Source organism: Arthrobacter sp. TJ-270 (genome assembly GCF_058269075.1).
The window spans coordinates 379,967-401,961 of record NZ_JBZCNB010000002.1; the positions used below are offsets into that span (position 1 = coordinate 379,967).

Sequence of the window (21,995 nt, forward strand, 5' to 3'; positions counted from 1 at the left end):
CTGTCCTCTTTCCATCCTGCGATCGCCCGCTCTTGCCAACTAATGAAATGAGCGTTTCAATAAGTGAAATACAAATTGGCTTCGAACGCAAGGAAAGAACTGTGGCGGATACCTCCACCCGCACCGTCGAGCGGGCGCTGTTGCTCCTCGGGACGGTGTGCGACCGTGGGTCGGTGACCCTCGCCGACGCTGCGCGCGACGCCGGTCTCTCGGCCTCCACCGCGCTGCGCCTGTTGCGCACGCTGGAGGGCACCGGCTTTGTCCGCCGCGACGACGACGGCTACCGGCCCGGTATGCGCGTGGTTCAGCTCGGCGCACAGGCGCTCTCGCACGAATCGCTCGTGTCGCTGGCCGAGGGAGCACTTCAACGGCTGGTCGGTTCAACAGGGGAGTCGGCCTACCTCAACGTCCCTTCCCACGACGGCCACGGCATCTACCTCTCCGTCCGGGAGGGAACCCACTCCGTCCGCCACACCAGCTGGGTGGGACGGAGCATCCCGCTGGAAGGCTCCGCCGCAGGGGCGGTCCTCAGCGGAGAGACGCCGGCGAACGGTTTTGTGGTGGTCAGCAACGGCATCGAGCCGGACGTGACCGCGATCGCTGCCCCCGTCGTCTCGGGCGGCCAAGTGGTTGCAGCACTCAGCGTCGTCGTGCCGAGCTACCGGATCAGCGACGAGGGCGCGCGGCGGATCGGCCACCAGGTCGCCGCCGAAGCGGCCGGAATCCTCACCGCCCCGCAGGGCACTGAAGCACCCCTTACGAACGAGCACCCGACAACAGGAGCACCGTCATGACCGGATTCACCCAGCACGATCCCTCGCGCACCGTGCGCGCACCGCGCGGCACCGAGCTGTCCGCGAAAAGCTGGCAGACCGAAGCGCCCCTGCGCATGCTGATGAACAACCTTGATCCCGAGGTCGCCGAGCGGCCGGAAGACCTTGTGGTCTACGGCGGCACCGGGCGGGCAGCGCGCAGCTGGGAGGCGTATGACGCAATCGTCGCGACACTGAAGGATCTCGAGGAGGATGAAACGCTCCTGGTCCAGTCGGGCAAACCGGTCGGTGTCTTCCGCACCAACCCGTGGGCGCCGCGCGTTCTCCTCGCCAACTCCAACCTCGTGGGGGACTGGGCCACCTGGCCCGAGTTCCGCCGGCTGGAGGCCGAGGGGCTCATGATGTACGGGCAAATGACCGCCGGATCCTGGATCTACATCGGCACGCAGGGAATCCTGCAGGGGACGTATGAAACCTTCGCCGCCGTGGCGAGGGCCCGTTTCGGCGGGACGCTCGCAGGCACCCTGACCCTCACTGCGGGGTGCGGCGGCATGGGCGGTGCCCAGCCGCTGGCGGTCACCGTCAACGGCGGCGCGGTCCTGATCATCGACGTCGACGAAACCCGCCTGCGCAGGCGGGCCGCAAAACGCTATCTCGACGTCGTCGCCACCGACCTTGAGGACGGCCTCGCGCAGGTCCTGGAAGCGAAGCGCGAGAAGCGCGCGCTGTCGGTGGGCGTCGTCGGAAATGCCGCCGAGATACTGCCTGCGCTGCTGGAGCGGCAGCGCAATGGCGAGTTCACCATCGACATCGTGACGGACCAGACCTCCGCCCATGATCCGCTGAGCTACCTCCCCGAAGGTGTCGGCGTCGACGAATGGGGGCGGGAAGCATCCAGTGACCCGGACGGCTTCACCAAGAAGGCCCAGACGTCCATGGCGAGGCACGTTGAGGCGATGGTCGGGTTCCAGGACGCCGGAGCGACGGTTTTCGACTACGGCAACTCCATCCGGGACGAGGCGCGCAAGGGCGGCTACGAGCGGGCCTTCGAATTCCCCGGCTTCGTTCCCGCCTATGTTCGGCCGCTCTTCTGCGAGGGCCTCGGCCCCTTCCGCTGGGTAGCGCTGTCGGGTGATCCGGCGGACATCGCCGTGACCGACGCCGCACTCAAGGAACTGTTCCCGGAGAACGAACACCTGCACCGCTGGCTCGATGCCGCCGGAGAGCTTGTGGAGTTCGAAGGTCTTCCCGCACGCATCTGCTGGCTCGGTTACGGCGACCGCGCAAAGGCCGGCCTCCTCTTCAACCGGCTCGTCGCCGAGGGCAAGGTATCCGCACCGATCGTGATCGGCCGGGACCACCTCGACTCGGGTTCCGTTGCATCGCCGTACCGTGAGACCGAATCCATGGCCGACGGTTCAGACGCCATCGCCGACTGGCCGCTGCTGAACGCACTGCTCAACACCGCGTCCGGCGCCACCTGGGTGTCGATCCACCATGGCGGCGGTGTCGGCATCGGCCGCTCCATCCACGCCGGGCAGGTGTCAGTCGCCGACGGAACGGCGCTCGCCGCAGAGAAGCTCGAGCGGCTCCTGACCAATGACCCGGGAACCGGTGTCATCCGCCATGTCGACGCGGGTTACGAGCGCGCACAGGAGGTGGCCCGTGAGCGTGGAGTCCGCATCCCCATGCAGAGTTGACGCCGGACCCGCCGGCCAGGGGCTAGGCGTTCTGCCAGAGTCCCATCACATTGCCTTCGGGATCGCGGAAGTACGCTGCAAAACCCATACCTCCCACGGCCAGTTTCTCTCCGACAGCGGAGCCGCCGAGCGACTCGATCTTCCTCAGGGTGTCCGCAATGCTCTCGACCTCGATGGTGATGATGGGGCCGGACAACGGACCGCCGTCGCGCCTGAACATGCCGCCGTTGATGAAGCCGGGCACTTCGGGCATCCCCTGCTCGGTGGTCGGTCCGGAGACCGCGGCAGTGTAGTCAAACTCGGGCATCTGCGACGTGGTCCAGCCGAACGTTTCGCTGTAGAACTTCCGGGCACGGTCGCCGTCGTCGAAAGGGATCTCAAAATGTACAACACGTCCGCTCACGATGAACTCCTCCATTGATCGTCGATAGCAGTGTGCTGGCGAGTCTAGGCCTGCTCGCCCAATCTTGATAGGGGTAAGAGGGGACCCCGCGAAGAACGTCCGAATACGGGAAGGAAAAAACCTTTTGGAGAGCGTAAGCAGCCTGCTGGGATCGATCGAGGACGTCGGACGCGACGCCGTCCGCGGCGGCTATTCCCGCCCTGTATTCTCCACCGCGGAGCTCGACCTGAGGTCCTGGTTCCAGCAGGAGGCGGCCCGCCGCGGCCTGGACGTCGAGACCGACCGCAATGGCGTCCTCTGGGCGTGGTGGGACATTCCCGGTACGGAAGACAGTTCCACCCGCGACGGCGCGCTCGTCACCGGCAGCCACCTGGATTCCGTCCCCGGCGGCGGCGCCTTCGACGGGCCGCTCGGTGTCGCCTCCGCTCTCGCCGCCGTCGACCTTTTGAAAGAGCGCGGTGTCCAGCCTCAGCGGGCGCTCGCCGTCGCAGTCTTCCCTGAAGAGGAAGGCTCGCGCTTCGGCGTGGCCTGCCTGGGCTCGCGGCTGCTGACGGGAAGCATCGACGCCGACACCGCACGGAACCTCAGGGATCCCGACGGCGTCACCTTCGCAGAAGCCGCCCGCGCCAACGGGCTGGATCCTGCCCGTCTCGGCAAGGATGACGAGGCGCTCCGCCGGATCGGTGACTTCGTGGAACTCCACGTCGAGCAGGGCCGGGGACTGATCGACCTCGATTTCCCCATAGCCGTCGGCACCTCGATCATCGGCCACGGGCGGTGGAAGCTGACGATCACGGGGCAGGGCAACCACGCCGGCACCACCCTCATGGAGGACCGCGCCGACCCCATGGTGGCCGCGGCCCAGGTCATCCTCGCAATCCGGAAGACCGCCGCGGCTACCCCCGAGGCACGCGCCACGGTCGGCCGGATCCAGCCGATTCCAGGGGGCACCAACGTGATCGCCTCCCGGGTGGACCTCTGGATAGACGTCCGGCACCCGGACGACGCCACCACCGCCGCGCTCGTGGAAACGATTCACGGCCAGGCCCAGAAAGCGGCGGCGTTTGAGGGGTGCAGGGCGGCACTGACCCGGGAGTCGGTGAGCGGAACCGTCACCTTCGACGGTGAACTCCAGCGGCAGTTGCAACTCGCCAACCCCGGCGCTCCGGGCCTGCCTACCGGCGCCGGGCACGACGCCGGCATCCTCGCCGCGCACGTGCCCTCGGCCATGCTGTACGTGCGCAACCCGACCGGCATCAGCCATTCGCCCGAGGAACACGTCGAATCCGACGACGCCGACTCCGGTGCAGTTGCCCTCGCCGACGTACTGGAGCGGCTGCTTTGAAAGCCGTGTGGTGTGAGCAGGCCTGGCTGGAGCCGGGAGACATCGCCGCCGGTGTCCGCGCCGAGATCGACGGTGACGGCATCGTCCGCCGGGTGACTCGCGGAAGTGAATGCGGACCCGGTGACCTGCGGCTGGACGGCGTTGTCTTCCCGGCAGCGGCCAACGCCCACTCCCATGCGTTCCACAGGGTTCTCCGCGGCCGAACCCACTCCGGTACCGGCACGTTCTGGACCTGGCGCGAAGCAATGTACCAGGCGGCAGGCGTCCTTACGCCGGAGTTGTACGAGGAACTGGCCACCGCTGTCTACACCGAGATGGTGACGGCCGGCTGGACCAGCGTCGCCGAGTTTCACTACCTGCACCACCGCCCGGACGGCACGCCGTACTCTCTGTCGGACAGCCGAAACGCGCACGGCGACGGTTCGCACGCCATGGAGTTCGCACTGGCCCGCGCCGCGGTCAACGCCGGCATCCGCCTGACGCTGCTGGACACCTGCTACCTCTCGTCCGGCTTCGGCGCGCCGGTCCTGCCGGAACAGGCCCGGTTCACCGATGGCAGTGCCGAGGTCTGGCTCTCCCGATGGCACTCCCTCCGCAAGGCGATCAGCGGGAGCTTCGATGCCTCCCAGGTATGCGTCGGCGCAGCCCTGCACTCCGTCCGAGCTGTCCATGAACGTGCACTCGTGCACATCGCACAGAACCTTCCGACGGACGTGCCGCTGCACATCCACCTCTCCGAGCAGCCCGCCGAGAACCGCGACTGCCTCGCCGCCAGCGGAACCACCCCGACCGGCCTGCTGGCCCGGCACCACCTGCTCTCGGACCGGCTGACGGCGGTTCACGCCACGCACCTGACCGCGGAGGACGTCGGCCTCCTCGGGCAGGCAGGGGTAACCGTGGCCATGTGTCCCACCACGGAAGCGGACCTCGCTGACGGCATCGGCCCGGCACGGGCACTGCAGGACGCCGGCGCGGTGGTGGCGCTGGGCACCGACCAGCACGCCGTCGTCGACCCCTGGCTTGAAATGCGGGCGCTGGAACACGGCGAGCGGCTGGCCGGCGGACAGCGCGGACGATTCTCACCCGCCGACCTGGTGCGAGCCGCCTCAGCGGGAGGCTCCAGAGCGCAGGGCCGCCCGGCGGCCGGGCTGGAACCGGGGCAGGTCTGCGACCTGGTGGCTCTTGACCCCGCGACAGCACGCACAGCCGGCTCCCACCCGGACCAGCTCCCACTGACGGCCACTGCGCAGGATGTCACCGCCGTCGTCGTCGGTGGGAAAGTGCTCGCCCGCAACGGGCATCACGTGAGGCTGGGAAATCCGGCCCGCTTGCTGGCTGACGCCGTCGCCCGGCTCGATGAGGAAGCAACGGCAGGGAAGGCACAGGCATGACGGGAACTACGGGTGAGGTCTCAACGCTGATCACCAACATCGGCGAACTCATGACGCAGGACGCCGAGCACCGCGTGCTGGCGGATGCCGCCGTCGTCCTGGAGGGCGAGCGCATCGCCTGGATCGGCCCCTCCCGGAACGCACCGGCAGCTGATGAACAGTACGACGCCGGCGGCCGCGCCTGCCTGCCAGGCTGGGTGGACAGCCACACCCACCTGGTGTTCGCCGGTGACCGCACCGCGGAATTCGAAGCACGGATGGCCGGGAAGTCGTACGCCGCCGGCGGCATCTCCGTCACGGTGGAGGCTACCCGCCGCGCATCGGACGAGGAACTGGGCGTCCTGGTAGCCCAGCGCGCTGACGAGGCTGCGTCCGCCGGCACTACCTACCTGGAAACCAAGACCGGCTATGGGCTCGATGTGGAGGAAGAGGCACGCAGCGCGCGGATTGCCGCCGCAACGGCCGACGAGGTGACCTTCCTCGGAGCGCATCTCGTCCCGCAGGGATGGTCCGCGGATGACTACGTGAGGACGGTCACCGGACCGATGCTGCGCGCCGTCCGCCCGTACGTGCAGTGGGCCGACGTCTTCTGCGAAACCGGCGCCTTCACACCCGAGCAGAGCAGGGAAGTACTCCGCGCCTGCAAGGAGGCCGGCCTGGGCCTGCGGGTACACGGCAACCAGCTGGGACCGGGGGAGGGGGTGCAGCTTGCGGTGGACGAGCAGGCGGCCAGCGTCGACCACGTGAACTACCTGACGTCGTCGGACATCGACGCGCTCGCCGCTTCGTGGGCGGATTGGGACGGCGGTGCCGGCGCCCGCGGCACCGTGGCCACGTGCCTGCCCGCCTGCGACCTGTCCACGCGGCAACCGCTCGCGCCCGCCCGCCGGCTACTGGACGCCGGCGTGCCGATCGCGCTCGCTTCGAACTGCAACCCCGGTACGTCCTACACCACGTCCATGGCCTTCTGCGTGGCTACGGCCGTGCTGCAGATGGGCCTCACCGTCCACGAGGCTGTTCGCGCAGCCACCTACGGAGGTGCCCTCGCCCTCCACCGGGACCAAACCACGCACGACGCCGGCTCCCTTGCCCGCGGCTCGGCCGCGGGGAGCTCGCTCGCCGTGGGTTCCCTTGCAGTGGGCCACCGGGCGGACCTGCAGGTATTGGATGCCCCCTCCGCAACTCACCTCGCGTACCGCCCCGGAATGCAGTTGACCCGCGCGGTATGGCGCCGCGGACACCGCCTGCGTTGAAAAACTTCACGGGGAGGGGGTCTTCTGCGGGCTTTGGCTGGCGGGGGACCGTACGGCACCATGAAGGCATGCCAACCGCCGAAACCAGCCAGCCGTCGTCGTTGTTGCCGGCTGCCGGCCGGAAGAGGATCAAAGCCGAAATCCTGATTGTCCTGGGCCTGTCCCTCGGGCAGGCGGGTGTCTATGCCGTGGTTGAGCTGATTGACAAGCTGACCCGCGCACCGCTGTCTGTGCAGACGACGAGGCTCAATCCCACCCTCGACGACCGGCAGTACTTCGACCTCACCTATCAGCTACTGGGGATCTTCTTCGCGCTGGTACCCGTGGTGCTGGTGCTCTTCCTGCTCACCGAGCCGGGGAAATCGGCGTTCCGCCGGATCGGCTTCACATTCAGCAAGCCGAAAGTCGACTTCGGTCTGGGAGTGGCGCTGGCAATGGTGATCGGCGTAGGAACCCTCGGGGTCTACGCCGCAGGGCGGGCGCTCGGTGTCACCACAGCGATCATTCCGACGGCGCTGGACACCTACTGGTGGACCTTGCCGGTGCTCGTGCTTTCAGCGATCCGCCATGCCGTGCTGGAAGAAGTGATCGTGGTGGGCTATCTTTTCGAGCGGCTCAGGGAACTGGGGTGGTCGGTCCCGGCGATCATTGTGACCTCAGCGCTCCTGCGCGGGAGCTACCACCTGTATCAAGGGATCGGGCCGTTCATCGGCAACGTAATCATGGGCCTGATCTTCGGGTACGCCTACACGCGCACCAGGCGGGTCATGCCGCTGGTGGTCGCTCATGCGTTCCTCGACATTGCGGGCTTTGTCGGCTTTGCTCTGTTCGGCCCTGCCATCGGCATCGGGAACTAGCTCGGCGCGAGGCGGGCCCTGACTAGATCCTGACGGAGCCCTTCGGGGTCTCGAACGTGACCGACATGATGCCCGGTGTGCCGTTGGGGGCGATCCACTCCACGTCAACGTCGTCCAGGGGGTGGTTGGCGGGGGTGCCGAGCCATTCCGTCACACGCTCGGCGGACCCTGCGATGGTCAGCGCCCTGAGGCGCACCGACGCGGGCCGCGCCTGGGACGGGTGGAGGGACTCCGTGCCGTCATCCCAGCGGATCATGTAGGGAACCTGCGGGTCAGCGATCAGGCCTTTGATGCCGATCTGCTGCCAGGTCAGCTCCTGACCATCAGGGAACTTGCGGTTACCGGGTACGGCGCTGCGGCCCAGTCGCTCTTCGAAAGGTGCAAGATCGTCAACGGCCACACACCAGCCCATCCAGCCGCCGCCGGCCTCGGACCGGGCACGCACGGCCTGGCCGAAAGGTGCCTTGTCCGACGCAGGATGGTCGAGTACCTCGACAACCTCCAGGTACTGGCCGTTGGCCAGTGGGCAAATCATGTTGCGGGTGCCGAACCGGGGGTGTACTCCACCCTTCACGAATTCCACGCCCAGGGCGTCGGAAATCCGGTCCGCAGTGGCCGTCAGGCCGTCGGGTTCGCAGGCATAAGACACATGATCCAGGCGCATGGCCCCATTTTGGCACTTTGTGATGCACGCCTCGACTTAGGGTTACCTAAGTCATAGCTATCGGGGTGAAGTGCCCAAGCAAACCCCAAGGTCAGCCACGGATAGTGGAGCGGACAGGGAGCCCGGTTCCGAGACCGCCGGAGTTTCCTGCAGGGACGCCCACTGGGCGTCCCCCTTGAGTGGGGCGGCCCGTTGCCCATAGACGGAGGCGGCCCCACTCAAGCGTTCCCGCCGGCCCAGTGAACGCCGGACCATTTCACCGCGAGTCACAATACTTGCCCTTTCCCATCCTGGTCGGGTTTTCTTGTACGAGGTCACGAGTGACAGTGCGGTGGGTTCCTTCCCGCCACCAGCCCCGGCTTACTGTCCGGCAACCCTCCTCTCGCGGTGGGGTGCCCCGGGTGACGACCAGGCCCTGCACGAGGTGTGCAGGAGCAAGCACGATTCACAAAGGCGGCAGGTTTGACAGGGATCACCACAGCGGAACCGCACCACGAGGCGGAGTTCGTTGACGGCGTCGTCGTGCCGCGGCTTTCCATCGGCCCCCTCACGCTGGAAACCGGGGGGCACCTGCCCGACGTCGTTCTGGCCTACGAGACGTGGGGCACCCTCAACGCGGACGCCTCCAATGCGGTGCTCATTGAGCACGCGCTCACGGGCAGTTCGCACGTCGCCAGGGGAGATTCAACAGAAGACGGCTGGTGGGACGGCCTGGTTGGTCCCGGCAGGACCATCGACACCGACAGGTACTTCGTCGTGTCCATCAATATGCTGGGCGGCTGCTACGGGTCCACGGGCCCCGCGTCGCTCGATCCGGAGGGCAGGCCGTGGGGCTCGAGGTTTCCCTTCGTCACCATCCGCGATTCCGTGCGCGCCGAGGCGCTGCTCGCGGACCTTCTGGGTATTGACTCGTGGCACTCGGTGCTCGGCGGCTCCATGGGAGGCGCGCGGGCGCTTGAGTGGGCAGTGACCTACCCGAAACGCGTTCAGCGCTGCGCCGTCATCGCCTGCGGAGCGGCAAGCACGGCTGAGCAGATCGCCTTCGCGCAGGCTCAGGTACAGGCAATCAGGCTCGATCCGCGGTTCGCCGGCGGCGACTACTACGGATCGGCCGGTCCGGAGCACGGATTGGGTCTGGCACGGCGGATCGCACATATCACGTACCGCTCGGAGGCCGAGTTCGGCCACCGGTTCGGCCGCGCGGCCCAGGGCATTGAGGAACCTTTCGGGTCACCTCTGCCGCATGGCCGCGGCCGCTACCAGGTGGAGAGCTACCTGGACCATCAGGCGGACAAGCTGGTTGGACGGTTCGATGCCAACAGCTACCTGATCCTCACCGAGGCGCTGATGAGCCACGACGTCGCACGCGGCCGCGGCAGCCTGACCACCGCGCTGGCCGATGCCACGGCGAAGTTCTTCGTCGCGGCGGTTGCCTCCGACCGGCTGTACTGGCCCTCCCAGTCGCATGAGCTGGCATCCGCCCTGCCCGGCAACGTGGCCGTGCACACCATCGCCTCACCAATCGGACATGATGCGTTCCTCACCGAGATAGCTCAGCTCGAACCGGCGCTTGAGGCCGCGTTCTACCACGACGACGACGGCGCGTGAGTTCCGAGTCAATGGTGTCCTGACTTCCGATTGCCGCCTCGCCGCGCATGCACCCGGTTTCACCAGGATCCTGGTCCACCCGGAAACGTGGGCCGTGCTCAGCGTCGGCAGGGACAGGTACCGGCCACCCAAACACCTGCAGGACTGGGTACGAATCACCAACCCCACCTGCGTCCATCCCGGCTGCAACCGCTCATCGATGTCCTGCGAAATCGACCACGTCACTCCATGGGCGCACGGCGGGAAAACTGCCCTTCACAATCTCCAACCCAGGTGCAAGCTCCGCTACATGCTCAAAACCGAAGGCGTCTGGCCCGCCGGACACGACGACGCCGGCGCACCGGGCATCACTTCATTCGGCGGCAAACCTACACCACCCTGGCCGAACCGCCACCACCCTTCTGGCGAGATTCGTGGGCGGCGCGTTGCAGAAAAGGGTCCAGGTGCAACACAAGAGCCGACGCTATTTGGCCGTGCCTCGGGACAACCTGCGTTGTCTGGAGTAGCGCCGCGTGGACCCGTGCCACTATGGAGCAATGACAAATTCTCTCTCGCCCGACGGCTCCGCTGTGTCCGCTTCCGGAATTGTCCCTGAACCTGGAAATGCACCAGGAAACGCGCCAGTGGTTGTCTGGTCGAAACCCGAGGATGAGCGCGAGGGTACGCCCCTGCTCGTGCTGCTGCACGGTCACATGGCCAACGAGGAAGACCTGATGGGCATCCTCGAGTTCCTGCCGGACGAATTCACGGTGGCTTCCCTCCGCGCACCCGTAGCCCAGGGGCCGGGTTTCACCTGGTTCCCGTTGATGCAGGACGCCGCCTATTCCGTCGACAAGGTCACCTCAGCGGTCCAGGATGTCATCGACTGGGTGGACTCCATCAAGGAGGCGCACTCAAGTGTGACCCTGCTCGGCTTCTCGATGGGCATGGCTGTGGCCAGCTCCATGTTGCGTGCCCGCCCTACCGACTATGCTGCCGTCGTCGGGCTTTCCGGCTTCGTGGTTCCGGCGGAGGACAGCGGGTTCTTTCACGACAGTGAGTTGGCCGCCAATCCTGTGCCGTTCTTCTGGGGCCGCGACCAGGAAGACCCGGTCATCCCGGCGGACAGGATCGAGTTCACCCATGGCTGGCTCAACCGCCACGTGAAGCTCACCAAGGTTCTCTACGCGGGCATGTATCACAGCATCAACGCCCAGGAACTGAAGCACGTCCGGGAGTTCCTGCAGATGGTCGTACCCGGGGTCGTCCGCAGATAACCCCATGTGGCCGCGTACTAGCGGGCTAGACTCCCGGATATGGGAAAAGAATCGCTCTGGGAGGCAGGAAAGCGCCAGGATCCCGACCGCTCAGCGACCTATATCCGGCGTTTTGAGCAGCTGAACGCGCAAGGCACGGATCTGCACGGGGAAGCACGCTTCATTGACGCGCTGGCTGCCCGAAATTCCCGCATCCTCGACGCCGGCTGCGGGCAGGGCCGAGTCGGCGGTGAGCTTGCCCGGCGGGGCCATACAGTGGTCGGGGTTGATGCCGACGCTGAACTGGTCGAAGCTGCCCGCGCGGCCCATCCGGAGTCTGCCTGGCTGCTGGGGGATCTGGCTGAGTTGGACCTGCCTGCGTGCGGTACCGCGGAACCCTTCGACGTGATCGTCTGCGCGGGGAACGTCCTACCTTTTCTGGCCCCGGGTACGTCGCGGGAGGTTCTAACCCGCTTGCACCGCCATCTGGCAAAGGACGGGCGCTTGATTGTCGGGTTCGGCGCAGGGCGCGGCTACACCGTCGACACCTTCCGCGCTGACGCGGCCGGTGCCGGGCTCACCGTACCGCTGCGCCTGGCTACCTGGGACCTGAGGGTCTGGACGCCGTCGTCGGATTTCCTCGTTGCAGTGTGCGAGGCCGAAGGCGCGGAATAACAGTTGTGCCAATTCTTACCTCCCTGCCGTCACCAGCGATCTGTTGAGGACAGGTCGTTGTGGAGCTATCCCTGCACTATGGTGACGGTAACCCCGTTCACAGTCACCGAATCACCCGGGTGAAGCTGTCGTCCGCGGCGGTCCTCGATCTCACCATTGACCTTCACCAGGCCGTTCTCGATCAGCTCCTTGGCCTCCACACCGTCCTCGGCAAGGTTGGCCAGTTTGATCAGCTGACCCAGCCGGATCATTGAGTCGCGGATAGCCACTTCAGTGTCATTGCTCATGGTTACATCATGCCCGCAGAGAGCGATCTGCCCGCACACAACGTTGCCCTAGGGTTAACGGGTGTCTTACGCCCGCCACCTGCCCGCCGCCGTCGGGCTTCCGTTGGCTGTGGCCTCCGGGGTAGCCATTCCGCTCCAAAGCAGGATCAACGGCGCGCTCGGGCAAACGCTTGACGACGGCCTCGCGGCCGCGCTCATCAGCTTCGGCACCGGCCTCGCACTGATGATCCTCATTTCGCTTCTGCTCCCGCATGGACGGGCCGGGCTTGCGCAGTTGGTGCCGGCGGTACGTGAGCGACGCTTTCCCCGCATCTACCTGGCGGCCGGAACAATCGGCGCGCTGTTCGTCTTCTCCCAGGCCCTCACCATCTCGATTTTAGGAGTGGCACTGTTCACGGTCGCCGCTGTGATGGGACAAACGCTGAGCGGGCTCGCCGTGGACAGAGTCGGGATAGGACCCGGAGGACGGCGTCTGATTACTCCCATGCGCGTGATCGGAGTGACGCTCACGGTCGCGGCGGTCATCTGGGCTGTTTCGCCCCGGCTCGGAGAACCAGGTACGACGGCGGCACTCATCCTGCCGCTGCTGCTTCCAATCACCGCCGGCATCCTGGTCAGTTTCCAGCAGGCTATGAACGGAACCGCTGCCGTTCATTACGGCACGCCCATTACGGCGACACTCATGAACTTCATCGCGGGAGCGGTCGTCCTGCTGGTCGCCTGGCTGGTGAAGCTGCTGATAGCCGGGCCGCCCGATTCCCTGCCGGCGGAGTGGTGGTACTACATGGGCGGGCCGATGGGATGCCTGTTCATCGGTGTCGGGGCGCTCCTCGTGAGGTCCCTCGGCGTGCTGCTGACAGGGCTCGGAATGATCGCTGGCCAGCTGCTCGGTTCGCTTGCACTGGACCTTGTCTTTCCGACGGCGGGCACCGTCGTTGTCTTCGCCACAGTGGCGGGCCCAGTCCTGGCGCTGGGCGCCATCATCCTCACCACGCTGCCGTGGAACCGGAGATTACTGGAACGCAGGTAGACCAGGCCAAAGCAACGGGGGCGGGCCACATCACGCCTGTGGCCCGCCCCCGCCGATTACTCTTTCCGCCTGTTACCGGTCTGCCAACTCGTGGTCGTGGTCATGCTCCGGATGCAGGCCACCGCCGCTCTCGGTGCCGCCGCCAAGCGGGTTGCCCTCGAAACCGGCCTTCTGCTTGAAGTTGCCCTTCACACTGTCTCCGACTCCATTCACCGCCGTCGTGTTCATTGCGTAGGTCAGTGTCAGGTGAGCAATGGCATCGCTCATCTGATCCAGCGATTCAATACTGACGTTGCCTGTGTCATCGCAGGCAGCGTGGTAGCAGGAATCGTAGGAAAGTCCGGCAACGCCCCCGAAGAGTTGAGCCTGTTCCTCGGTCTTGATGCCTTCGGCGCCGGTGAAGAGTCCACCGGCCGGGATGCCCTGCGCGATGAAGGGTCCGTAATCGCTCCTGCCGCTGAACGCGGTCTCACCGGAGGGCAGGCCCTCCGCTGCGAAGTAGTCGTGGAAGTCCTGCTCGATCTGACCGGATCCGGCTGGTCCGGCAGCTGCGCTCGGCCCTACCGGGAACGCGGAGTTGTCGCCGTCGTAGACGAAGCGGCCGAAGTTCGCTGAGCCGATCATGTCGAAGTTCAGATACAGGCCGACCTTCGCCAGCTCGCCGGATGCCGCGAGCTCATTCACATAGTGGCGTGCGCCGAGGAGTCCGTGCTCCTCCGCGCCCCACCAGGCGAAGCGGACCTTGTTGGCGGTCTCGACCTTCCGCATTGACTCTGCGACCGCCAGGATAGCGGCACTTCCCGTGCCGTTGTCGTTGATGCCGGGACCGGCCAGAACGCTGTCCAGATGGGCGCCGACCATCACCACATTGTCGGCGTTGCCGGTTGCAGTCTCGGCGAGCACGTTGTAGGTCTCGCGGTTTTCGGAGATGGTGTCCGTGATGACCTGCCCCGTGACCTCCTCGCCCATCAGGCCGGAGCCCACTGCGTAGCTCGCACCGAGTACGGGAATCCCGATTCCCGGGGCGCTGAGCGTGCCGGCGATCGGTCCGGTGCTTCCCGGCAGCCCGGTGTTGAAAATGACAACGGCAGTGGCCCCGGCTGCTTCAGCATTGCTGGCCTTCTGCGCGAAGGAGCAGCTGCCCCGCTGCACCAGTGCAATTGTTCCTGCGGCGAAACCGACGAAGTCGGAGGCTTCGCAACCGCTGGTGTTGGTGGCGCCGACGGCGCCGGTGGTGTCGACCGTGGTGATCACGCCGGTCGCGTTTCCTGCCCCCGAGTACGTCATGGTTGCGAAGGAATCAGCAGGGTACACCTGGGAGTCCGGGCTGGTCTGCGCGAGAACCGAAGGACTCAGCTCCTGGAAATAGGGGAAGGTGAAGGATTGCACGACGGGGGAGTACCCCGCTGCCTGCAACGTCGCGACCACGTAGTCCACGGAGTCGTTGTAGCCCTGGGTTCCGGACACCCGGGTTCCGCCATTGGACAGGGCGATCGCGTCCAGTGCGTCGAGGTGGCCCACCACGCGGTCCGCCGAGACGGCGGTGCGTAGTTTCTGGGAGGTGTTGTTGTTGCTGTTGTCGTGGGTAGGTCCTGCCGTTGCTGCCAGCCCGCCTGTGACAACGAGAGTAAGTCCACCGAGAAATGCCAGCGATGCTCGCCCAAAATGGGCGCGCTTGAGTAGAGCGTTTGGGATCACCGTTGTTCCTTCTGTCGCAAAGGTGCGCCTGCGGTCGCAGGCACTCGAACCCCCTGTGACGCGGATCACGACACAGGGGGTTCGCTCAATCTATGGACACTTCTCCTGCTGCGTCAAGGGAGCCTTACTGGCCGGTAGATCGGCTGTAGATAACCGTTGCGGAGGCGCGTAAGGTCAGAAGTCCCAACGTGGGAATAGTTCTACGCAAAGGAGACTCTCATGGGACTGAGCAACATGATCAAGAGCGCCGCTGGCCGCCTGGGTGGCAGGTCCGGTGGAACCACCCGGCGATCCACAGGGACCGGCAGAACGGGAACCGGAAGGGGCGGCGTCAACCGTGGCGGTTCCGGAGGCGTGGGTGGAATGATCCGCGGCATCCTCAACCGGCGGTAGGCTCAGCACTTTCTTCGGCCCACCGCCGGAGTCCTGGGCGGCGTCGGGTCAGGAAGCGGTCCTCACGACCAGTACGTCGCATGGTGCCTTGTGCACAACGCTGCTTGCTACGCTGCCCAGGACGCGGCCGAGCCCCTTCATCCCGACATTGCCCACTACCAACAGCTGGGCACCGGAACGCTGCGCTTCCTCTATCAGGGCGTCCTGAGGTTTACCGTGCCGGGCAGCGGGACGGATCGCCAGGGCAGCGTGGTCTTCACGCAGCCGCTCCGCAATCTTCCCGGCCATCGACAGCGCACGTTCCGCGTCATCGAGTATGTAGGTGTCGCTCCCAATCTTCACAACCTCGGTGTTGTCAGTGGCGTGGGCGCTGAGCACAACGAGCTCGGCTCCAAGGGCCTCTGCCAGATCAGCGGCCCGGGAAGCGGCCCTGTACGCCGTGTCACTTCCATCGACTCCCACAATTACGATGCCTGCCATGGTGCGTCCTCCTCCATACTCGACACCCAACGTGGTGCCGGAACCTCAGCTTGAAGGTGTGACCCAACAGGTCACACCTCTATCAGTATGAGTGCGATACCCTCCTTCGGATTTATTACGGAGGCCGGTGTCCCTGCCTACCCGGGGTCGGGTCCCGCTCACAGGGGGTCGTCGTCGGAGGGGTTTCGGTAGGCTAAGGTGGTAGCTTCGCCCTCCCGGTTCCGTGCGGCAGTTCGCGTTTGATCCCGCCTGCTGCACTGCCCGGCGGCACATCGACGACCGCACCCAGCGGCCTGTCCAAACATGTAGAGGATGGCATTCATCGTGGCCAAGCAGGCTTCCGCCCTGGACCCAATCATCTCCCTCGCCAAGCGGCGCGGCTTCGTTTTCCAGGCCGGTGAAATCTACGGCGGTTCCCGGTCCGCGTGGGACTATGGCCCTCTCGGAGCCGAGCTGAAGGAAAACATCAAGCGCCAGTGGTGGCAGTCCATGGTGCGCGGTCGTGAGGACGTCGTCGGCCTGGATTCCTCGGTCATCCTACCCCGCCAGGTATGGGAGGCATCCGGCCACGTCGAGGTGTTCTCCGACCCGTTGGTGGAGTGCCTCTCCTGCCACAAGCGCTACCGTGCAGACCACCTCGAGGAAGAGTACGAGGAGAAGAAGGGCCGGCCCGCGGAGAACGGTCTTGCTGACATCGCCTGCGCCAACTGCGGCACCCGGGGCCAGTGGACTGAGCCGCAGGAGTTCTCCGGACTGCTCAAGACCTTCCTTGGTCCCGTCGCCAACGAGGAAGGCCTGCACTATCTGCGGCCCGAAACCGCCCAGGGCATCTTCGTGAACTTCAACAACGTGCTCACCACCTCCCGGAAGAAGCCCCCGTTCGGCATCGGCCAGATCGGCAAGAGCTTCCGCAATGAAATCACGCCCGGAAACTTCATCTTCCGCACCCGTGAGTTCGAGCAGATGGAGATGGAGTTCTTCGTAGAGCCCGGCACGGACGACGAATGGCACGAGTACTGGATCAAGGAACGGTTCGACTGGTACACGGGTCTGGGCATCAACCCGGACAACCTGCGGCTCTTCGTCCACCCGCAGGAGAAGCTGAGCCACTATTCCAAGGGCACCACGGACATCGAGTACCGCTTCGGATTCCAGGGCTCGGAATGGGGCGAGCTCGAGGGCATCGCCAACCGCACGGACTTCGACCTCACCACCCACTCGAAGCACTCGGGCACCGACCTGAGCTACTTCAACCAGGGAACCAACGAGCGGTACACCCCGTACGTCATCGAGCCCGCCGCCGGTCTGACCCGTTCCTTCATGGCGTTCCTTGTGGACTCCTACGCTGAGGACGAGGCTCCGAATGCAAAGGGCGGCGTGGACAAGCGCACCGTGCTCAAGCTTGATCCGCGGCTCGCCCCGGTGAAGGCTGCCGTGCTTCCCCTCAGCCGCAACGAGGACCTCTCGCCGAAGGCGAAAGATCTGGGAGCGCAGCTGCGGAAGAACTGGAACATCGACTTCGACGACGCCGGCGCCATTGGCCGCCGCTATCGCCGCCAGGACGAAATCGGCACACCGTTCTGCATCACCGTTGACTTCGACACCCTCGAGGACCAGGCCGTCACCATTCGCGAACGGGACACCATGACGCAGGAGCGGGTTTCCCTCGACAAGGTCGAGGGCTACCTCGCCCAGCGGCTGGTGGGCGCGTAAGTGGCCATCCAGTACCGCCCCTGGCGCGACGGCGATGACCTCGAACTCCTTCAGGTGTGGGGCGGCCCGGAGAACCCGCAGGCCGAGCAGTCACGGGCAGTGTTCAGGCCCTCGGCTGATTCCCCTTGGCTGCGCTGCATCGTTGCCGAAGACGTAGTCGGCCCGGTCACGGTGCCGGTCGCTGCTGGATATGTCTTCGAGCCGAAGCTGCACAATCAGCGGCTCTGGGCCTACGTCGAGGTCGGCATGGACCATCGACGTGCGGGAATTGGCGCCACGCTCCTGGGGTTGCTCCGCCATGAAGCCGCTCAGACGCCGTCGGGCGTGTCCACGCTACGGGCAAAAGTGGTTTCGGGGTCAGACGGCGCAGCCTTCGCCGAGGCGGCCGGTCTCCGCGAGATTCAGCGATCCCGGGTCGTCGAGGTTGTTCCCGGTGCGCTCGCCGTTCCGGACTTCACCGACGACGACGGCCCGCAACTGGAGGAAGCCGCCACCGGTTCCGTTGAACTCACCCAGGCCGTAACCGAGTGGTACAACGCGGTGCATACCTGGGATCCCGCCGACATGACCCTGGGGCAGGCGCAGCAGTTCCTGCTTGCGGACACCGCTGGTGCCGGTGGGGCAGTGGTGCTTCGGGATCGGCCGAAGAACCAGGGCGGTACCATCGCCGCCTTTGCACTCAGCTACACGCAGAGCCGGACGGACGCCCCGGCCGATGTACTGATCGGATACGATCCCACCCTGCCGCCCAGCGAGCAGAGCGCCGCGGTGGCGTCCCTGCTGGCCATGCTGGTGTATCAGTACCCGGTGCAGGTGGAGGTCGATGATTCGATGACGGCACTGGTGGAGGTACTGGATCCGCTTCTGGCTACCGGTTCCGCTGAGGTTGTTGCCGAGACCCGCGTCGTCAGCGACTAGGGGAAGTCACAGGGTCACGCCGAGCGGGGACCGCTGGGCGAGGAGATCGGTTGCCCGGCGCAGGTGCCTCGGGTTCACGGTGGCGCCGGTGTCGCGCGAGAAGGTCTCCAAAACGTAGGACGCGCTGAGTTCGTGCCACACGGAAACCTTCGTGAGCATGAAGTGGCCGGCCCCTGCGAGGGTGACGTACCGGACGTCGTCGGCTACGTGTTGGATCCGCTGTGCGTAGCGCAGGGACTGCCGGGGCGACGTCCAGCGGTCCGTGTCGCCGTGGACAATCAGGACCCGGCGGCCGGCCAACTGCCGGGTGGGTGTTGTGCTGTCCACCCAGGGAGCAAGGGCGACCACCGTGCGCACCTGCGGGTCGTCCGCCGCGCACAGTGCTGTGAGCCCTCCCATTGAGTGCCCCAGCAGGTACACGGGCAGGCCGGCCCGTCGTTCGCGGATCTGTTCCAGTGCCCACCTCGCATCGTGCAGCGGGGACATGTGCTCGCCATTCCACCCCCGCACGCGGTTACGCAGGCTCCAGGTCTCAAGGCCGGCAGCGGATCCCCACGAGTGCAGCAGGCGCCCTAACGGAACCATGCGCGCCGGGCTCAAATGCCGGGACCGCACCGGCTCGAAACTGTTGGCGCGGCCTCCGTGCAGCACCAGTGCAACTCCGCGGACAGGAGCAGCGGCCGTGCGGACCATCACCTCCGGCGCATGCGCGATCGCACCGGCCGCATCCTCATCGGCCTCGCTGAACCGCTCCTTCGCCATTAATCCTCCTTGGATCCCTTTCGGCGTCAATTCCAACCGCGTCCCTCCAACGACTGTGCAAATCTCGGTCCACCACCACCTGACTGCGTAGAATCCTCTGGGGGAATCACGCAACAGCAGGATGGCGGTCTCCATCCTGCCAGTAGTACACCGACAGCAAGGGGAGTTGTGGGCCACAGCCATATCCATCCGTCGGACTCGGTCTCCTCCCGCAGTTCAGAGCAGAACGCCGCCCTGATGGGAACGCGCCGGCGGGCGAATTTTCTCCTCGCCGCAATTCTTGTCCCACTCGGCATCATCACACTCATCGGAATGGTCATGCTGTGGCCCGGCGCCGACCGGTCCGACATCACGGCCGCCAACCCGCTCGCCACGGCGCCGGGCACGTCGATGGACGTGGGTACCGTGCAGCGCGTGGTTCTTGAGGACTGCCCTTCCTCCCAGCCGACCGTTGACGCAGGCGGAGAGGCACAGCAGTGTCTGGTTGCCTACACTCAGCCCAACGCCGGCGGTTCCGCCGTACCGGTGGAACTCAACCCGGAAATAGCCCGGTCCGGACAGGTCGAAGCGGGTGATTCCATCCGCTACCTCAACCTTGAAGGGGTCATCAGCGGCGCCGGTGCCCCATACATCTTTGTGGACTTCGTTCGCACCCTCCCTGTCGCTGCGCTCGCGGTGCTCTACGCCGTCGTCGTTGTTTCTGTTGCCCGGTGGCGCGGGCTGCGCGCGATCATCGGGCTGGTCGGTGCGCTGATCGTGCTGGCGCAGTTTATGCTCCCGGGACTTGTCGAGGGTAAGCCGCCGCTCCTGCTGGGGCTGGTCGGTTCCGTGGTGATCATGTTCGGTGTCCTTTACTTTGCGCACGGGTTTTCCGCGCGTACCTCGACGGCGTTGCTTGGGACGATCTTCGGGCTGGCGATCACCGCGTTGTTGGCTGCGTGGGCAACCGACACAGCGAACCTCACCGGCGTCGGCAGCGACAGTTCCAGCGCCCTCATCAACGCTGCGCCGCAGGTCTCTCTCTCCGGGATCATCCTCTGCGGGCTGATCATCTCCGGGCTCGGTGTGCTCAACGACGTGACGATCACGCAGTCCTCCGCGGTCTGGGAACTCTACGAGCTGGCGCCGGGGACTTCCACCCGCCGGCTGTTCGCTGGAGCCATGCGGATTGGCCGGGACCACATTGCCTCGACCGTCTACACCATTGCGTTTGCCTATGCGGGTGCCGCCCTGCCCCTGCTGATCCTGGTATCTCTGCAGGACAGCTCGCTGGTGGGCACGCTGACCAGCGGCGAGCTGGTCGAGGAGGTCGTGCGCACGCTGGTGGGGTCGATCGGGCTTGTTCTGGCCATTCCGGTCACCACGCTGATTGCCGTTCTGGTGGTCAAAGCGGTCGGCATCGATGTCCCGACGCGCACTTCCGTGACTGGACCCGACGACGAACCCACCCCCGCCACGCTCGCTGCCGAGAACTCCAGCGAGGCATGGAGTGGCGAGGCCGGGAGCGTTCCGGCCGGTGCCCTGCCGAGTCGCCGTGAGCTGCGCGAACACCGGCAGCTCTAACTCCCGTCCCTCGATTTGCCCCGCCTTGCGACAATGGACGGGTGAGCATTGCACCAACAACTACCGCCACGCGGCTCGACCTGCCGCCGCTGCGCCTGGGCGGGATAACCGTCAATACCCCGGTGGTTCTTGCTCCCATGGCCGGCATCACCAATACAGCGTTCCGACGGCTTTGCCGCGAGTACGGCGGCGGCCTGTACGTCTCGGAGATGGTGACGTCACGGGCGCTAGTTGAACGCAACCCGGAATCCCTGCGCATCATCTCCCACGACGACGACGAGAAAGTCCGGTCCGTCCAGCTGTACGGTGTGGATCCCAAGACGGTCGGTGCCGCCGTCCGCATCCTCGTGGAAGAAGACCGTGCGGACCACATCGACCTGAACTTCGGCTGCCCCGTCCCGAAGGTCACCCGGAAGGGCGGCGGAGCGGCGCTGCCCTGGAAGATCGACCTCTTCACAGGAATCGTTCAGACGGCGGTACGGGAAGCCTCACGGGGGGACATCCCACTGACCATCAAGATGCGCAAGGGCATCGACGAGGATCATCTGACCTTCCGCGAGGCGGGCAAGATCGCGCGCGACGCGGGTGTGGCCGCCGTCGCGCTCCACGGGCGCACGGCGTCGCAGTTCTACTCCGGCAAGGCCGACTGGAACGCCATCGCGGAACTGCGGGAGGTGCTGCCGGACATCCCTGTGCTGGGCAACGGTGATATCTGGAGCGCCGAAGACGCCATCAGCATGGTGCAGCAGACCGGCGTCGACGGCGTCGTCATCGGTCGGGGGTGCCAGGGCAGGCCCTGGCTGTTCGGTGACCTTATGAACGCTTTCGAGGGCAAAGACGAACGCCACCGTCCTGACCTCGGCCAGGTGGCCGACACCGTATACCGGCACGCGGAACTGCTGGTCGACACATTCGGCAACGAGATGATGGCGTTGCGCGATATCCGCAAGCACATGGCCTGGTACTTCAAGGGCTACGTGGTGGGCGGCGACCTGCGGGCCGCGCTCGCCACGGTTCCGACGCTCGAGGTCCTGCGGGGTCTGCTTGACCAGTTGGACCGCACCTCGCCGTACCCCGGAGCCGACGCCGAAGGCCCGCGCGGGCGGGCCGGCTCGCCCAAGCGCACCTCCCTGCCGGACCGGTGGCTGGAAGCCCGGCAACTGAACCCCGCGCAGCAGGCGGATATCGCCGCCGCGGAAGTCGACGTATCCGGTGGATAGGGCAGGGGAGTACGTGCGCAACACCAG

The 21,995-nt window shown here is 66.0% G+C and carries 22 protein-coding genes and 1 riboswitch; of the genes, 16 read left to right on the top strand and 6 right to left on the bottom strand.

What is annotated here, in order from left to right; translation table 11 throughout:
• The first annotated feature begins 101 nt into the window (after window positions 1-101).
• The gene (locus tag AC4D2M_RS06415) at window positions 102-794 is read left to right on the top strand and encodes an IclR family transcriptional regulator (protein WP_490890774.1); all 693 of its coding nucleotides are present in this window, start codon (window positions 102-104) and stop codon (window positions 792-794) included.
• The gene (hutU, locus tag AC4D2M_RS06420; RefSeq protein ID WP_490890775.1) at window positions 791-2,473 is read left to right on the top strand and encodes a urocanate hydratase; all 1,683 of its coding nucleotides are present in this window, start codon (window positions 791-793) and stop codon (window positions 2,471-2,473) included. The genes AC4D2M_RS06415 and hutU overlap by 4 nt, the downstream gene beginning before the upstream one ends.
• Before the next feature lie 22 nt (window positions 2,474-2,495).
• On the opposite strand, the gene AC4D2M_RS06425 is transcribed toward hutU, so the two are convergent.
• The gene (locus AC4D2M_RS06425) at window positions 2,496-2,876 is read right to left on the bottom strand and encodes a VOC family protein (RefSeq protein WP_490890776.1); all 381 of its coding nucleotides are present in this window, start codon (window positions 2,874-2,876) and stop codon (window positions 2,496-2,498) included.
• A gap of 124 nt (window positions 2,877-3,000) precedes the next feature.
• Here AC4D2M_RS06425 and AC4D2M_RS06430 point away from each other — a divergent pair, with 124 nt between their 5' ends.
• From AC4D2M_RS06430 to AC4D2M_RS06445, 4 genes are all read left to right on the top strand, one after another.
• The gene (locus AC4D2M_RS06430; protein WP_490890777.1) at window positions 3,001-4,221 is read left to right on the top strand and encodes an allantoate amidohydrolase; all 1,221 of its coding nucleotides are present in this window, start codon (window positions 3,001-3,003) and stop codon (window positions 4,219-4,221) included.
• Complete coding sequence (locus AC4D2M_RS06435; protein ID WP_490890778.1) at window positions 4,218-5,612, top strand: formimidoylglutamate deiminase; 1,395 nt, start codon at window positions 4,218-4,220, stop codon at window positions 5,610-5,612. Before AC4D2M_RS06430 ends, AC4D2M_RS06435 begins: the two co-directional genes overlap by 4 nt.
• Window positions 5,609-6,865, top strand: a complete 1,257-nt coding sequence (gene hutI / locus AC4D2M_RS06440) for an imidazolonepropionase (protein WP_490890779.1) — start codon at window positions 5,609-5,611, stop codon at window positions 6,863-6,865. Before AC4D2M_RS06435 ends, hutI begins: the two co-directional genes overlap by 4 nt.
• A 68-nt stretch (window positions 6,866-6,933) precedes the next feature.
• Window positions 6,934-7,722 carry a CPBP family intramembrane glutamic endopeptidase gene (locus tag AC4D2M_RS06445; protein WP_490890780.1) on the top strand — a complete coding sequence of 263 codons (789 nt, stop codon included), beginning with the start codon at window positions 6,934-6,936 and terminating at the stop codon, window positions 7,720-7,722.
• Window positions 7,723-7,744: 22 nt separating this feature from the next.
• Here AC4D2M_RS06445 and AC4D2M_RS06450 read toward each other — a convergent pair whose 3' ends face one another.
• Window positions 7,745-8,386, bottom strand: a complete 642-nt coding sequence (locus AC4D2M_RS06450; RefSeq protein ID WP_490890781.1) for a VOC family protein — start codon at window positions 8,384-8,386, stop codon at window positions 7,745-7,747.
• Window positions 8,387-8,698: 312 nt separating this feature from the next.
• A riboswitch (SAM riboswitch) is annotated at window positions 8,699-8,833 on the top strand.
• A gap of 15 nt (window positions 8,834-8,848) precedes the next feature.
• Between AC4D2M_RS06450 and metX the strand changes: the two genes are divergently transcribed.
• The 4 genes from metX to AC4D2M_RS06470 all read left to right on the top strand — a co-directional run bounded on the left by metX (window position 8,849) and on the right by AC4D2M_RS06470 (window position 11,904).
• Window positions 8,849-9,994: a homoserine O-acetyltransferase MetX gene (gene metX / locus AC4D2M_RS06455; protein WP_490890782.1), complete on the top strand. Its 1,146-nt coding sequence runs from the start codon at window positions 8,849-8,851 to the stop codon at window positions 9,992-9,994.
• Window positions 9,995-10,088: 94 nt separating this feature from the next.
• The gene (locus tag AC4D2M_RS06460; RefSeq protein WP_490890783.1) at window positions 10,089-10,589 is read left to right on the top strand and encodes an HNH endonuclease signature motif containing protein; all 501 of its coding nucleotides are present in this window, start codon (window positions 10,089-10,091) and stop codon (window positions 10,587-10,589) included.
• A complete protein-coding gene (locus AC4D2M_RS06465) occupies window positions 10,531-11,250 on the top strand; it encodes an alpha/beta hydrolase (RefSeq protein ID WP_490890784.1) in 720 nt (239 codons plus the stop codon). The genes AC4D2M_RS06460 and AC4D2M_RS06465 overlap by 59 nt, the downstream gene beginning before the upstream one ends.
• 39 nt (window positions 11,251-11,289) lie before the next feature.
• Window positions 11,290-11,904, top strand: coding sequence for a class I SAM-dependent methyltransferase (locus tag AC4D2M_RS06470; RefSeq protein WP_490890785.1), 615 nt, complete (start codon window positions 11,290-11,292; stop codon window positions 11,902-11,904).
• A 65-nt stretch (window positions 11,905-11,969) separates the two neighbouring features.
• On the opposite strand, the gene AC4D2M_RS06475 is transcribed toward AC4D2M_RS06470, so the two are convergent.
• Window positions 11,970-12,191 (bottom strand): RNA-binding S4 domain-containing protein, encoded by a 222-nt coding sequence (locus AC4D2M_RS06475; RefSeq protein ID WP_490890786.1) that lies wholly within the window; start codon window positions 12,189-12,191, stop codon window positions 11,970-11,972.
• Between the two features lie 61 nt (window positions 12,192-12,252).
• Between AC4D2M_RS06475 and AC4D2M_RS06480 the strand changes: the two genes are divergently transcribed.
• Window positions 12,253-13,221, top strand: a complete 969-nt coding sequence (locus tag AC4D2M_RS06480; protein WP_490890787.1) for a DMT family transporter — start codon at window positions 12,253-12,255, stop codon at window positions 13,219-13,221.
• A 72-nt stretch (window positions 13,222-13,293) separates the two neighbouring features.
• Here AC4D2M_RS06480 and AC4D2M_RS06485 read toward each other — a convergent pair whose 3' ends face one another.
• Complete coding sequence (locus tag AC4D2M_RS06485; protein ID WP_490890788.1) at window positions 13,294-14,919, bottom strand: M28 family peptidase; 1,626 nt, start codon at window positions 14,917-14,919, stop codon at window positions 13,294-13,296.
• A gap of 219 nt (window positions 14,920-15,138) precedes the next feature.
• On the opposite strand from AC4D2M_RS06485, the gene AC4D2M_RS06490 reads away from it, so the two are divergent.
• A complete protein-coding gene (locus AC4D2M_RS06490) occupies window positions 15,139-15,312 on the top strand; it encodes a hypothetical protein (RefSeq protein WP_490890789.1) in 174 nt (57 codons plus the stop codon).
• Between the two features lie 48 nt (window positions 15,313-15,360).
• Here AC4D2M_RS06490 and AC4D2M_RS06495 read toward each other — a convergent pair whose 3' ends face one another.
• Window positions 15,361-15,792, bottom strand: a complete 432-nt coding sequence (locus AC4D2M_RS06495) for a universal stress protein (RefSeq protein ID WP_490890790.1) — start codon at window positions 15,790-15,792, stop codon at window positions 15,361-15,363.
• 312 nt (window positions 15,793-16,104) lie between these two features.
• Here AC4D2M_RS06495 and AC4D2M_RS06500 point away from each other — a divergent pair, with 312 nt between their 5' ends.
• Both AC4D2M_RS06500 and AC4D2M_RS06505 read left to right on the top strand, forming a co-directional pair.
• Window positions 16,105-17,505 carry a glycine--tRNA ligase gene (locus AC4D2M_RS06500; protein WP_490890791.1) on the top strand — a complete coding sequence of 467 codons (1,401 nt, stop codon included), beginning with the start codon at window positions 16,105-16,107 and terminating at the stop codon, window positions 17,503-17,505.
• Window positions 17,506-18,423 (top strand): GNAT family N-acetyltransferase, encoded by a 918-nt coding sequence (locus AC4D2M_RS06505; protein ID WP_490890792.1) that lies wholly within the window; start codon window positions 17,506-17,508, stop codon window positions 18,421-18,423.
• A gap of 6 nt (window positions 18,424-18,429) precedes the next feature.
• Here AC4D2M_RS06505 and AC4D2M_RS06510 read toward each other — a convergent pair whose 3' ends face one another.
• A complete protein-coding gene (locus tag AC4D2M_RS06510) occupies window positions 18,430-19,185 on the bottom strand; it encodes an alpha/beta hydrolase (RefSeq protein WP_490890793.1) in 756 nt (251 codons plus the stop codon).
• Between the two features lie 168 nt (window positions 19,186-19,353).
• Between AC4D2M_RS06510 and AC4D2M_RS06515 the strand changes: the two genes are divergently transcribed.
• Together AC4D2M_RS06515 and dusB are read left to right on the top strand one after the other, a co-directional pair.
• Window positions 19,354-20,748, top strand: a complete 1,395-nt coding sequence (locus tag AC4D2M_RS06515; protein ID WP_490890794.1) for a YibE/F family protein — start codon at window positions 19,354-19,356, stop codon at window positions 20,746-20,748.
• Between the two features lie 41 nt (window positions 20,749-20,789).
• The gene (dusB, locus tag AC4D2M_RS06520; RefSeq protein WP_490890795.1) at window positions 20,790-21,968 is read left to right on the top strand and encodes a tRNA dihydrouridine synthase DusB; all 1,179 of its coding nucleotides are present in this window, start codon (window positions 20,790-20,792) and stop codon (window positions 21,966-21,968) included.
• The last annotated feature ends 27 nt before the right edge of the window (window positions 21,969-21,995 follow it).